This window comes from Streptomyces sp. HB132 (assembly GCF_016909575.1).
Lineage (GTDB): Bacteria > Actinomycetota > Actinomycetes > Streptomycetales > Streptomycetaceae > Streptomyces.
Genome location: NZ_JAFBGA010000002.1, coordinates 466,239 through 479,402, shown reverse-complemented (window position 1 = coordinate 479,402; position 13,164 = coordinate 466,239). Strand labels below are relative to the sequence as shown.

Sequence of the window (13,164 nt, the reverse complement as noted above, 5' to 3'; positions counted from 1 at the left end):
ATGCCTCCGCAGCCCAGCAGGGTGCTCCCGACACTCCGCAGGCGGCGCATATGGCTGCATGCATGGAGCATCAGAATAGAAACTCACAAATGCGCCCTTGTGTGACAGAAGGGCTGGCAGAGCTGTCGCCCAGCTGACGACTACCGTCGCCTGCGCGTCCGGCCGACCCTGGCGGCCTTGGCCCGCTTTGCGGCGAACCTCACACCGCCCGGACTCTCCCCGACCACCACACGCACCACCGTGGACGCAGGATCGACCAGTCCCTCACCGACGTGCAACACCTCGGTTTCGACCACACCGAGCTTGCTCAAGGCGGCACGAGCTCCCTGGATCTCTTCCTCAGCGGTGCCACCCTTGAGTGCGAGCATCTCGCCGTAAGGACGGAGCAGAGGGACCCCCCATCCGGCGAGCCGGTCCAGCGGGGCAACTGCTCGGGCTGTCACCACATGAACGGGCTGAAGTGTCCCGAGCACCTCTTCGGCCCGGCCGCGGACGACGGTCACATGATCCAGTCCCAGCAGTTCCACGACCTCCTGGAGAAAGTTCGTGCGCCGCAGCAGCGGCTCGAGCAACGTGATCTTCAGGTCGGGCCGTACCAACGCCAGTGGAATACCGGGAAGCCCCGCCCCCGACCCCACATCGCACACGGTCACGCCTTCGGGAACCACTTCGGAGAGCACCGCACAGTTCAGCAGGTGCCGTTCCCACAGGCGGGGCACCTCGCGAGGACCGATCAGTCCACGCTTGACGCCCGCGTCCGCAAGCAGCTCCGCATACCTGACAGCCTCCGGAAAGAACTCACCGAATACCGCCTGGGCCTCCTGGGGCGCCTGAGGGAGCTCTGCTTCCTCCGTCACGGGGACCGTCCTTCCGTACCGCATTAGCACGCTGACTATCAGGCTGACAAAGATCGGCCCCGCCTGCGAACAGACGGGGCCGACAGTACAAGGATCCGGTCAGGCCGGGAGTACGACGACGAAGCGCTGCGGCTCCTCGCCCTCGGACTCACTGCGCAGACCCGCTGCCGCGATCGCGTCATGCACGACCTTGCGCTCGAACGGCGTCATCGGCTCCAGCTTCACCGGTTCGCCGGAGCTCTTGACCTCGTCGGCGGCCTTGGCCCCGAGAGCCGCGAGAACCTCACGCTTCTTGGCTCGGAAACCGCCGATGTCCAGCATCAGACGGCTGCGGTCACCGGTCTCACGGTTGACGGCCAGACGCGTCAGTTCCTGGAGCGCCTCCAACACCTCACCGTCGCGTCCCACGAGCTTCTGCAGGTCACGCGCCGACTCACTGATGATCGAGACCGCTGCCCGGTCCGCCTCCACGTCCATGTCGATGTCGCCGTCGAGGTCGGCGATGTCGAGCAGGCCTTCGAGGTAGTCAGCCGCGATCTCCCCCTCCTGCTCGAGGCGGGTCAGAGTGTCGCTGCCCTCAGCGGCCGTGGTGGTGGTGCCTTCCGTCACGGATGGACTCCTTCTTACTTCTTGGACGGGTGCTTGGGCCGCTGCGGGCCCTTGCGCTGTCCGGACTTGGCTTGGCGTGAGGAGCCGGATGCGGCGGGCTTGTCCGCCGGCTTCGGCGTATCGTCCCGCTTCTCCAGCGAGGTCTTGGATTCCGAGCCGGTGGAGCCGGAACCCTTCGACGTCCCGGGATGCGTGGCAGCGGTGTGGCGCTTCGACTTGGTCTGGCGCTTGGGCTGCTGCCGCTTGGCCGCGGCACCGCCCTCGGCCTCCAGGACGGCGGCTTCGCTCTTCGCGACGGTCCCGTCCTCCTGAGCGGCGAGACCCAGCTTGCTCAGACCGGTGATGAACTTGCGCTCGATGTCGTTGCGGTCGGTTCCCTTCGCAACGATTCGCTTGACGGTGTTGCGCCGCGTCCTGCCACGAACCTCGCCGTGCGAGGTGACGCTCTTCAGGACACGGCCGAGGTACTGGTCCTGCGCCTTGCTGCCGGGCGTCGGGTTCTGGTTGATCACATACATCTGCTGACCCATGGTCCAGACGTTCGTGGTCAGCCAGTACACGAGGACACCGACGGGGAAGTTGATACCCATGACGGCGAAGATGACCGGGAAGATGTACATCAGCATCTTCTGCTGCTGCATGTACGGGGTCTTGACCGTCAGGTCGACGTTCTTCGTCATCAGCTGGCGCTGCGTGAAGAACTGCGACGCGGACATCATCACGATCATGATCGCGGTCACGACACGGACGTCGGTCAGCGAGGCGCCGAGCGCCTGGACCTTCTCTTCGCTGTCCATGAACTTCGCGGCCAGCGGGGCACCGAAGATGTGTGCCTGACGGGCGCTGTCCAGCAGAGGCTGGTCGATGACACCGATCGTCTTGCCCGAGGCGATGGCCGAGAGCACGTGGTACAGGGCAAAGAAGAACGGGGACTGCGCCAGGATGGGAAGGCACGAGGAGAGCGGGTTGGTGCCCGTCTCCTTGTACAGCTTCATCATCTCTTCGGACTGACGCTGTTTGTCGTTCTTGTAACGCTCCTGGATCGCCTTCATCTTCGGCTGGAGCACCTGCATGTTCCGGGTGGACTTGATCTGCTTCACGAAAAGCGGGATCAGGCAGATCCGGATCAGGACCACCAGGGACACGATGGACAGGCCCCAGGCCCACCCCGTGTCATCGCCGAAGAGCGCTCCGTACAGCTTGTGGAACTGGACGATGACCCACGAAACGGGTGTGGTGATAAAGCTGAACAGACTGGCAATCGTGTCCACTAATCAGGCTCCTTGAGCTTTGGGCGAGGTCTCTGTGGCCGGGCTCAGGGGTTCGGAGACCGACCCCCCGGAAGGCACATCGGCGGCGGAGTCCCCGCCCTTGCCGCCACGCACACAGTTGCGCAGCATTTCGTGCCAACGCGGACGTTTGCGTGGCGGTACGTAGTCCACGCCGCCGGGTGACCACGGATTGCAACGCAGGATGCGCCATGCGGTCAGCGCTGTTCCCTTGATCGCACCGTGCCGGTCGATCGCCGTATATCCATAGTGGGAACACGACGGGTAGTAACGGCAGACAGGCCCGAGAAGCGGGCTGATCGTCCACTGATACAGCTTGATGAGAGCCAGCAGCGGGTACTTCATCGCGCGCCCCCTCCCAGCAGCCGCTGAAGAGCGGCGTCCAGGTCTCGGGCCAGCTGTGCATGGTCGGCGTCACCCGATCCGGGCAGCGCTCGTACGACAACAAGGCTACCGGGGGGCAGCTGAGCAAGCCGATCGCGGACCAGATGGCGAAGCTTCCGCTTCACCGAGGTGCGAACGACCGCTCCACCCACTGCTTTGCTGACAACGAAACCCGCACGTGGCGGGGGAGTGCTCTCCCCTGTCACGTGCGGGTCCGTAACACCGCTGCGTAGATGTACGACGAGTAGCGGGCGTCCGGCCCGGCGTCCCCGGCGTACAGCGGCCGCGAAGTCCTCGCGCCGCCTCAGCCGATTCTCGGTAGGCAGCACGTCATGACCTGACCGCGATCAGGCGGACAGGTTGGCGCGACCCTTGCCACGGCGGTTCGCGAGAATCGCGCGGCCGGCACGGGTACGCATGCGCAGTCGGAAGCCATGGGTCTTGGCGCGACGACGATTGTTCGGCTGGAAGGTGCGCTTGCTCACTCGGGGGCTCCAGAAATGATTCGTGTGTTGGCGGGACATCGCCTGGCTGTCACCGTGCGCCCACGAGGAACTCGCGTAAACGCCTTAGTGCACCGCTTCACAATCACTGATCGTGATCTTTGCCCATCGGAGGCAGGCGGCAGCAGCCATCGACAACTCGACCTGGTCACGGTACGCGCGGCTGCGCCATCCGGTCAAACCAGCTTCGCATGACCCGCTTCTGTACACAGCCTGTGGACAACGACTTGAACCGTGCGGGTCGGCCTGACTACCGTGGCTGAACTCCGGTTCTTTTCCTTCCCACCTGCCGGGCCTCACCCGACCCGACCCATCCCGTCCCGAGAAGCACACATTCGTGGGACATGCGAGAGAGCGTGCCTTGTGGCTGACGTACCTGCCGATCTTGCCGCAGTGTGGCCACGAGTGCTGGAACAACTCCTCGGGGAGGGCCAGCAGGGCATCGAGCCGAAGGACAAGCAGTGGATCGAGCGCTGCCAGCCCCTCGCGCTCGTCGCTGACACAGCGCTGCTGGCCGTACCCAACGAGTGGGGCAAGCGTGTCCTCGAGGGTCGCCTCGCACCGCTGATCAGCGAGACGCTCACCCGTGAGTGCGGTCGTCCGATCCGGATCGCGATCACCGTCGACGACTCCGCGGGGGAGCCACCCGCTCCTCCCGCGCCCCCGATGCACCAGCCCCACCAAGGGCAGCAGTCCCATCGCTACCAGGGTCCGCAGCACGACGAACCCTCGCGCGGCGACGGGTACGACAGCTACGGCTCCAGGCCCTCCGACGACGGCATGCCCACCGCCCGCCCGGCTTACCCGGGCTACCAGCAGCACCGCCCCGAGCCCGGCGCCTGGCCCCGCACCCAGGAGGACCTCTCCTGGCAGCCCCGCCACGGCGGGTACCAGGACCGCGACCCGTACGCGAGCCCACGCCCCCAGCAGCCGCAGCACGACTACCGCGCGCAGCCGCCCGAGCACCAGGGTTACGAGCAGCAGCGGGACCGTCACGATCTGCAGGACCAGCCGCCCCAGCACCGCCAAGGTGGCCACGGGACCGGCAGGGCCGGCGGCGGCCCCATGGGCACGCAGTCAGCGCCCCCGCCGGGGACCGGTGAGCCCCACGCCCGGCTGAACCCGAAGTACCTCTTCGACACCTTCGTCATCGGGGCGTCCAACCGCTTCGCACACGCGGCGGCCGTAGCGGTCGCCGAGGCCCCCGCGAAGGCGTACAACCCTCTCTTCATCTATGGGGAGTCAGGGCTCGGCAAGACCCATCTCCTGCACGCCATCGGGCATTACGCTCGAAGCCTCTATCCGGGCACCCGGGTGCGGTACGTGAGCTCCGAGGAGTTCACCAACGAGTTCATCAACTCGATCCGCGACGGCAAGGGCGACACCTTCCGCAAGCGCTACCGGGACGTGGACATCCTGCTGGTCGACGACATCCAGTTCCTGGCGAGCAAGGAGTCGACGCAGGAGGAGTTCTTCCACACCTTCAACACGCTCCACAACGCCAACAAGCAGATCGTGCTGTCCTCGGACCGTCCTCCCAAGCAGCTGGTGACCCTCGAGGACCGGCTGCGCAACCGGTTCGAGTGGGGGCTCACCACAGACGTGCAGCCGCCGGAGCTGGAGACGCGTATCGCGATCCTGCGCAAGAAGGCCGTGCAGGAGCAGCTCAACGCCCCTCCGGAGGTACTGGAGTTCATCGCCTCCCGCATCTCGCGCAACATCCGTGAGCTGGAGGGCGCTCTCATCCGCGTGACCGCCTTCGCGAGCCTGAACCGCCAGCCGGTGGATCTGGGTCTGACCGAGATCGTGCTCAAGGACCTGATCCCCGGCGGCGAGGACTCGGCTCCGGAGATCACCGCGCCGGCCATCATGGCGGCGACCGCGGACTACTTCGGTCTCACCGTGGAGGATCTCTGCGGGTCCTCCCGCAGCCGAGTCCTCGTGACCGCTCGCCAGATCGCGATGTATCTGTGCCGCGAGCTGACGGATCTGTCCCTGCCCAAGATCGGTGCCCAGTTCGGCGGGCGCGACCACACCACCGTGATGCACGCCGACCGGAAGATCCGTGCCCTGATGGCGGAGCGGCGCTCGATCTACAACCAGGTCACCGAGCTCACCAACCGCATCAAGAACGGCTGACAGGCCGGAAGGCCCGGCCTACCGCGAACCCAGGGGCGCCCTGGGGAGGACCGCACGACGTCCTCCCCGGGGCGCCTTTTGGTGTCAAGGGGGCCCGCGGCTGTCGTCGGAAGGCGTCCGTGAGGCCTCCGAGAGCGGCCTCCTGCCGCGGCTACGGGTGGTCCCGGGAGGCATCCATGGCCGCTCCGAGGGCCCGTTCCTGCCCGGGCCGATGGCCTGAGTGCCAGCTGCGCGCCTACGAAGTGTTCGAATACGGTCCGCAGAGGGGCTCTTCTCCACAGAAGAGCGGGAAAACCGGCGTCCACAGCCTGGGGACTGGGAAGTTGTCCATATTGCGTCCACAGGGCCTGCAGCCGATACTCCATCAGGCCAGGTCAGGAGCCTGGGGATTTGTGGTCAACCGTGATCCACAGCCTGTGGACAGAAATTTCGTCCACAGGGCCTCGATGATGTTGTCCACCGGCGGCCCACAGGCGAGCCCCTGTTGTCCCCAGCTTCTCCACACCCCTGTCCACTGTTCGGCAACCCAACACCCGCTTTCACCGCCGAGAGTGAAAGGCGTCACACGAGGATGCCGGGTTGGGCTGTGGGGAACGTGGGTAAAGCTGGGGACAGGCCTGGGGAGAAGTCGCTCCGCCCTGTGCATCGGGTGTGCAGAACTTTCGTGTGTCCACAGAAACGCCTGGTTGTCCACCGGTGCCACCCACAGGGTCGGTGGACAAAAAACAGCCGCTGAGCTGCGAAAACGGCGTTATCCACGGTTTCCACAGGGCCTACTACTACTACCACTCAGAGTTAGCCAGGAATCCGCTTCGAAGTGGGGCCTGTGCACAACTCGAGCGGCGACCTCGGCGAACCTCTCGGTGCGACTTGACCCCGAGCAGCAACGAGTGTCGGTGCCGTACGTCAGACTGGACCCCGGTGGTTCCCCAGCCCCTCGGCAGGGAGCCCCGGTCAACCGACGAAGGCCAGTAGGGCGAGCGAGCAAAAGCAGGAGGCGGTTCCGGTGAAGATCCGGGTGGAGCGCGATGTACTCGCGGAGGCGGTGGCCTGGGTGGCCCGCAGCCTCCCGGCCCGTCCGCCGGCGCCCGTTCTCGCGGGCCTTCTGCTGAAGGCTGAGGACGGGGCCCTCAGCTTCTCGAGCTTCGACTACGAGGTCTCGGCCAAGGTCTCGGTGGACGCGGAGATCGAGGAGGACGGCACGGTGCTCGTCTCCGGCCGGCTGCTCGCCGACATCTGCCGTGCCCTGCCGAACCGTCCGGTGGAGATCTCCACAGACGGTGTGCGGGCCACGGTGGTCTGCGGCTCCTCGCGGTTCACACTCCACACCCTGCCTGTGGAGGAGTACCCGGCACTTCCGCAGATGCCGACGGCCACGGGCACCGTCCCCGGTGAGGTCTTCGCCTCCGCGGCGGCCCAGGTCGCCATCGCGGCTGGCCGCGACGACACCCTGCCCGTCCTGACCGGCGTCCGGATCGAGATCGAGGGCGACACCGTCACCCTCGCCTCGACCGACCGCTACCGCTTCGCGGTCCGTGAGTTCCTCTGGAAGCCGGAGAACCCCGACGCCTCGGCCGTGGCCCTGGTGCCCGCCAAGACGCTCCTGGACACCGCCAAGGCACTGACCAGCGGTGACACGGTGACGCTGGCGCTGTCCGGGTCGGGGGCCGGCGAAGGACTGATCGGATTCGAGGGCGCGGGCCGGCGTACGACGACGCGGCTGCTCGAGGGTGATCTGCCGAAGTACCGGACGCTCTTCCCCACCGAGTTCAACTCGGTGGCGGTCATCGAGACCGCCCCGTTCGTCGAGGCCGTCAAGCGTGTGGCCCTCGTCGCCGAGCGCAACACCCCGGTGCGGCTCAGCTTCGAGCAGGGCGTGCTGATCCTGGAGGCCGGCTCCAGCGACGACGCACAGGCTGTGGAGCGGGTCGACGCCGTGCTCGAGGGCGATGACATCTCCATCGCCTTCAACCCGACCTTCCTGCTGGACGGGCTCAGCGCGATCGACTCCCCGGTCGCCCAGCTCTCCTTCACGACCTCGACCAAGCCCGCGCTGCTCAGTGGCCGACCGGCCGTCGACGCCGAGGCGGACGACGCGTACAAGTACCTGATCATGCCGGTCCGCCTCTCCGGCTGATCCGGGGTCGCTCCCGTCATCGCAGCTTCGGGTGGGCAGGCTCAGCGCAGAGCGTGCCCACCGGGCTGCACCCCGCCGTGCCGTCCCGGCCGGGCGTAGGCTCGGTCCCGGGTACGAATCGGCACAACGCTTAAGGAATCTCTGATGGAGCTCGGTCTCGTCGGCCTCGGCAAGATGGGCGGCAACATGCGCGAGCGCATCCGCCGCGCAGGCCACACCGTCATCGGTTACGACCGCAACCCGGACGTCGCCGACGTCCACAGCCTCGAAGAGCTCGTGGGCAAGCTCAAGGGTCCGCGCGTCGTGTGGGTGATGGTCCCGGCGGGTGCCGCGACCCAGTCCACCGTCGACGAGCTGGCCGAGCTGCTCTCCCCGGGCGATGTGGTCGTGGACGGCGGGAACTCGCGCTGGACCGATGACGAGAAGCACGCGGTCGAGCTGGGGATCAAGGGAATCGGCTTCGTCGACTGCGGCGTGTCCGGCGGTGTCTGGGGCCTGGAGAACGGCTACGCCCTGATGTACGGCGGCGACACGGCCGATGTGGAGAAGGTCCAGCCGATCTTCGACGCGCTCAAGCCCGAGGGCGAGTTCGGTTCCGTCCACGCGGGCAAGGTCGGCGCCGGCCACTTCGCCAAGATGGTCCACAACGGCATCGAGTACGCCATGATGCAGGCCTACGCCGAGGGCTGGGAGCTCCTGGAGAAGGTCGACTCGGTCACGGACGTGCGCGAGGTCTTCCGTTCCTGGCAGGAGGGCACGGTCATCCGTTCCTGGCTGCTCGACCTGGCGGTCAACGCGCTGGACGACGACGAGCACCTCGATCAGCTCCGCGGCTTCGCGGCGGACTCGGGTGAGGGCCGGTGGACGGTCGAGGCCGCCATCGACAACGCGGTGCCGCTGCCCGCGATCACCGCGTCCCTGTTCGCGCGCTTCGCCTCACGGCAGGACGACTCCCCGCAGATGAAGATGATCGCCGCGCTGCGCAACCAGTTCGGCGGCCACGCGGTGGAGAACAAGAAGTAGCCGTCGCCAGCAGGCGGTACAGCAGCACACAGCGGAGCAGTCGGAAAGGTCGGCGACCATGCACGTCACGCATCTCTCGCTGGCCGACTTCCGCTCGTACGCCCGGGTCGAGGTGCCTCTCGATCCGGGCGTCACCGCGTTCGTGGGGCCCAACGGCCAGGGCAAGACCAATCTGGTGGAGGCGGTCGGCTATCTCGCCACGCTCGGCAGCCACCGGGTGTCCTCTGATGCTCCCCTGGTCCGGATGGGCGCGGAGCGCGCCGTCGTGCGTGCCGCGGTCACCCAGGGCGAGCGTTCCCAGCTGATCGAGCTCGAGCTCAATCCGGGCCGTGCCAATCGAGCACGCATCAACAGGTCCTCGCAGGTCAGACCACGTGACGTCCTGGGGATAGTACGGACGGTGCTTTTCGCTCCCGAGGACCTTGCCCTGGTGAAGGGTGACCCCGGCGAGCGTCGGCGCTTTCTGGACGAGCTGATCACGGCCCGCTCCCCCCGGATGGCCGGAGTCCGCTCCGACTACGAACGGGTGCTGAAGCAGCGCAACACCCTGCTGAAGTCCGCGGCCATGGCCCGCAGGCACGGAGGCAGGTCGATGGACCTGTCCACGCTCGACGTCTGGGACCAGCACCTGGGCCGAGTGGGGGCGGAGCTGCTGGCCCAGCGGCTGGACCTGATCGCGACCCTGCAGCCGCTGGCGGACAAGGCGTACGGTGACGTCGCCCCTGGCGGTGGACCCGTGACGCTGGAGTACCGCAGCTCGGTCGGCGCCGACGTGGAGCCCGCGCGAACGCGCGAGGAGTTGTACGAGCAGGTGATGGCGGCCCTGGCCGAGGCACGCAAGCAGGAGATCGAGCGCGGTGTGACCCTGGTCGGCCCGCACCGCGACGACCTGGTGCTGGGACTGCGCGGAATGCCGGCGAAGGGGTACGCGAGCCACGGCGAGTCCTGGTCGTACGCGCTGGCGCTGCGGCTGGCCTCGTACGACCTGCTGCGCACCGAGGGCAACGAGCCGGTGCTGGTGCTCGACGACGTGTTCGCCGAGCTGGACGCGCGCCGTCGTGAGCGGCTGGCGGAGCTCGTGGCCCCCGGCGAACAGGTGCTGGTGACTGCGGCTGTGGACGACGACGTCCCGGGAGTGCTGGCCGGGGCGCGGTACGCGGTGTCCGCGGGGGCGGTGGAGCGGCTGTGAGCGGTCCGGACGAGCAGAGCGAACCCCCGCGGGGCCCGGCGAAGCAGCCCGAGGTGTCGGGCGTCGATCTGGCGCGCGTGGCCCTCCGCGCGGCGAAGGAGCAGGCCCGTGCCCGGGGCGCGGCGGCGCAGCAGAAGAGCCAGGCGAGGCGGGGCGGCGGTCTGCGGTCCGGCGCCCGGTCCGACGGCCGTGATCCGCTGGCACTGGGATCGGCGATCAACCGGCTCATCATGGAGCGGGGCTGGGAGACTCCGGCGGCGGTCGGCGGCGTCATGGGCCGCTGGCCGCAGATCGTCGGGGGCGATCTGGCCAATCACTGTGTGCCGGTGCGCTACGACGAGGATCCGGCCGAGCGGGTTCTGACCGTGCAGTGTGATTCGACGGCGTGGGCGACGCAGCTCCGGCTGCTGGCGCCGCAACTGGTGGCCCGGCTGAACACGGACCTGGGCCAGGGCACCGTGCGGATGATCAGAGTGCTGGGCCCGGGGGGTCCGCAGCGCAGATTCGGCCCACTTCGTGCTCCGGGGAGCAAGGGTCCCGGCGACACCTACGGCTGAGCTGGGATCTCCGTTTCCGGAGCCTTTGGTTCCCGGCCTGCGACGAGACTGCCCGACGGGCGGATGATCCGCTTCTGTGACGGTTCGCCCACAGCCCGGTGTTTCCGGTCTGTGCGGCTATGTGGTGATTCAAGTCGTCCGAGGAGCGGGGGGCGTCCCTCACCGTAGTGGAAGGTTGACAGCCCGAAGCGCGCAATGCCCTCGTGAGCCTCCCGGGGCCCCTTCCTGAATATGGGGAGTCGTCAGCCGCTCATTCAGGGCGGCACATGCGTACTCAGGCACCGGCAAACCCCCATTCATGTCAGCGCTACCGGTAGACTGATGGACAATCCCGCTTCCTCGCGGGAGTCGTCGATACAAGCCGAACGACGCAGCCGCTCCCGCCTGCCGGAGAACGGCCTGTGCTGTGCCAGAAAGGGCGCTTCGTGGCCGATTCCGGCAACCCCAACGAGAACATCCCGTCCACAGCCGGTGAGCCCGGCGAGGTCACCGCGTCGTACGACGCCAGCGCGATCACCGTGCTCGAAGGCCTGGACGCGGTCCGCAAGCGACCCGGTATGTACATCGGGTCGACCGGTGAGCGCGGTCTCCACCACCTCGTGCAAGAGGTTGTCGACAACTCGGTCGACGAGGCCATGGCCGGGCACGCGGACACCATCGACGTCACGATCCTCGCGGACGGCGGGGTGCGCGTGGTGGACAACGGCCGCGGTATCCCGGTCGGCATCGTGCCGTCCGAGGGCAAACCGGCCGTCGAGGTCGTCCTCACCGTGCTGCACGCCGGCGGCAAGTTCGGCGGCGGCGGCTACGCCGTCTCCGGTGGTCTGCACGGCGTCGGCGTGTCCGTCGTCAACGCCCTGTCCACGCGGGTCGCCGTGGAGGTCAAGACGGACGGCTACCGCTGGACCCAGGACTACAAGCTCGGTGTTCCGACCGCTCCACTGGCCCGTCACGAGGCCACGGAGGAGACAGGGACGACCGTCACCTTCTGGGCCGACGGAGATGTCTTCGAGACCACCGAATACTCCTTCGAGACGCTCTCGCGGCGCTTCCAGGAGATGGCGTTCCTCAACAAGGGACTCACCCTCAAGCTGACCGACGAGCGTGAGGCGGCGAAGGCCACGGCCGGCGCGGACAGCGCCGAGGCCGTCGACGTCCCTGAGGAAGAGGCGACCCGGACGGTCACGTACCACTACGAGGACGGCATCGTCGACTTCGTCAAGTACCTCAACTCCCGCAAGGGCGACCTGATCCACCAGTCAGTGATCGACATCGAGGCCGAGGACAAGGAGCGACTCCTCTCGGCCGAGATCGCCATGCAGTGGAACACGCAGTACACCGAGGGCGTCTACTCCTTCGCCAACGCGATCCACACGCATGAGGGCGGTACGCACGAGGAGGGTTTCCGCGCGGCGCTGACCTCGCTGGTCAACCGTTACGCGCGCGACAAGAAGCTGCTGCGCGAGAAGGACGACAACCTCACGGGTGAGGACGTCCGCGAGGGCCTCACGGCGATCATCTCGGTCAAGCTGGGCGAGCCGCAGTTCGAGGGGCAGACGAAGACCAAGCTGGGCAACACCGAGGCGAAGACCTTCGTCCAGAAGGTCGTCCACGAGCAGTTGACGGACTGGTTCGACCGGAACCCCAACGAGGCCGCCGACATCATCCGCAAGGGCATCGCGGCGTCCACGGCCCGGGTCGCGGCGCGCAAGGCCCGTGACCTGACCCGGCGCAAGGGGCTCCTGGAGAGCGCCTCGCTGCCCGGCAAGCTCAGTGACTGCCAGTCGAACGACCCGACGAAGTGCGAGATCTTCATCGTCGAGGGTGACTCCGCCGGTGGTTCGGCGAAGTCCGGCCGTAACCCGATGTACCAGGCCATCCTGCCGATCCGGGGCAAGATCCTGAACGTCGAGAAGGCCCGCATCGACAAGATCCTGCAGAACACCGAGGTCCAGGCGCTGATCTCGGCCTTCGGCACCGGGGTCCACGAGGACTTCGACATCGAGAAGCTCCGCTATCACAAGATCATTCTGATGGCGGACGCCGACGTCGACGGCCAGCACATCAACACCCTGCTGCTGACCTTCCTGTTCCGCTTCATGCGTCCGCTGGTCGAGTCCGGGCACGTCTACCTCTCGCGTCCGCCGCTCTACAAGATCAAGTGGGGCCGGGACGACTTCGAGTACGCGTACTCGGACCGTGAGCGCGACGCTCTGGTGGCGCTCGGCAAGCAGAACGGCAAGCGGATCAAGGAAGACTCGATCCAGCGGTTCAAGGGTCTCGGCGAGATGAACGCCGAGGAGCTGCGCGTCACCACGATGGACATCGACCACCGTGTGCTGGGCCAGGTCACGCTGGACGACGCGGCGCAGGCCGACGACCTGTTCTCCGTGCTGATGGGCGAGGACGTCGAGGCGCGGCGCTCGTTCATCCAGCGCAACGCCAAGGACGTCCGCTTCCTCGACATCTGAGTCGGC

12 protein-coding genes are annotated in these 13,164 nt (G+C 67.2%); 6 read left to right on the top strand and 6 right to left on the bottom strand.

Going from position 1 to position 13,164, the window contains the following annotated elements; genetic code table 11:
- Positions 1-140: 140 nt before the first annotated feature.
- The 6 genes from rsmG to rpmH all read right to left on the bottom strand — a co-directional run bounded on the left by rsmG (position 141) and on the right by rpmH (position 3,624).
- On the bottom strand, positions 141-857 hold the full coding sequence (gene rsmG / locus JOC24_RS06450; RefSeq protein WP_205019126.1) for a 16S rRNA (guanine(527)-N(7))-methyltransferase RsmG: 717 nt from the start codon (positions 855-857) through the stop codon (positions 141-143).
- Between the two features lie 99 nt (positions 858-956).
- A complete protein-coding gene (locus JOC24_RS06445; RefSeq protein ID WP_205019125.1) occupies positions 957-1,466 on the bottom strand; it encodes a Jag family protein in 510 nt (169 codons plus the stop codon).
- A 14-nt stretch (positions 1,467-1,480) separates the two neighbouring features.
- On the bottom strand, positions 1,481-2,737 hold the full coding sequence (gene yidC, locus JOC24_RS06440; protein ID WP_205019124.1) for a membrane protein insertase YidC: 1,257 nt from the start codon (positions 2,735-2,737) through the stop codon (positions 1,481-1,483).
- A gap of 3 nt (positions 2,738-2,740) precedes the next feature.
- Entirely contained in the window at positions 2,741-3,100 is a 360-nt protein-coding gene (yidD, locus tag JOC24_RS06435; RefSeq protein ID WP_099173275.1) for a membrane protein insertion efficiency factor YidD, read from the bottom strand.
- Positions 3,097-3,468 (bottom strand): ribonuclease P protein component, encoded by a 372-nt coding sequence (gene rnpA / locus JOC24_RS06430; protein WP_205019123.1) that lies wholly within the window; start codon positions 3,466-3,468, stop codon positions 3,097-3,099. Before rnpA ends, yidD begins: the two co-directional genes overlap by 4 nt.
- An 18-nt stretch (positions 3,469-3,486) precedes the next feature.
- Positions 3,487-3,624: a 50S ribosomal protein L34 gene (rpmH, locus tag JOC24_RS06425; protein WP_014047156.1), complete on the bottom strand. Its 138-nt coding sequence runs from the start codon at positions 3,622-3,624 to the stop codon at positions 3,487-3,489.
- 381 nt (positions 3,625-4,005) lie between these two features.
- Between rpmH and dnaA the strand changes: the two genes are divergently transcribed.
- The 6 genes from dnaA (at position 4,006) to gyrB (ending at position 13,158) form a co-directional block, all read left to right on the top strand.
- Complete coding sequence (dnaA, locus tag JOC24_RS06420; RefSeq protein WP_205019122.1) at positions 4,006-5,781, top strand: chromosomal replication initiator protein DnaA; 1,776 nt, start codon at positions 4,006-4,008, stop codon at positions 5,779-5,781.
- Between the two features lie 1,006 nt (positions 5,782-6,787).
- On the top strand, positions 6,788-7,918 hold the full coding sequence (dnaN, locus tag JOC24_RS06415; protein WP_031090399.1) for a DNA polymerase III subunit beta: 1,131 nt from the start codon (positions 6,788-6,790) through the stop codon (positions 7,916-7,918).
- Between the two features lie 144 nt (positions 7,919-8,062).
- Positions 8,063-8,941 carry a phosphogluconate dehydrogenase (NAD(+)-dependent, decarboxylating) gene (gnd, locus tag JOC24_RS06410; protein ID WP_031090401.1) on the top strand — a complete coding sequence of 293 codons (879 nt, stop codon included), beginning with the start codon at positions 8,063-8,065 and terminating at the stop codon, positions 8,939-8,941.
- A 58-nt stretch (positions 8,942-8,999) separates the two neighbouring features.
- Positions 9,000-10,130, top strand: coding sequence for a DNA replication/repair protein RecF (gene recF, locus JOC24_RS06405; RefSeq protein ID WP_205019121.1), 1,131 nt, complete (start codon positions 9,000-9,002; stop codon positions 10,128-10,130).
- Complete coding sequence (locus JOC24_RS06400) at positions 10,127-10,687, top strand: DciA family protein (RefSeq protein WP_307792645.1); 561 nt, start codon at positions 10,127-10,129, stop codon at positions 10,685-10,687. Before recF ends, JOC24_RS06400 begins: the two co-directional genes overlap by 4 nt.
- Before the next feature lie 401 nt (positions 10,688-11,088).
- Positions 11,089-13,158: a DNA topoisomerase (ATP-hydrolyzing) subunit B gene (gene gyrB, locus JOC24_RS06395; RefSeq protein ID WP_307792644.1), complete on the top strand. Its 2,070-nt coding sequence runs from the start codon at positions 11,089-11,091 to the stop codon at positions 13,156-13,158.
- Positions 13,159-13,164: the final 6 nt, after the last annotated feature.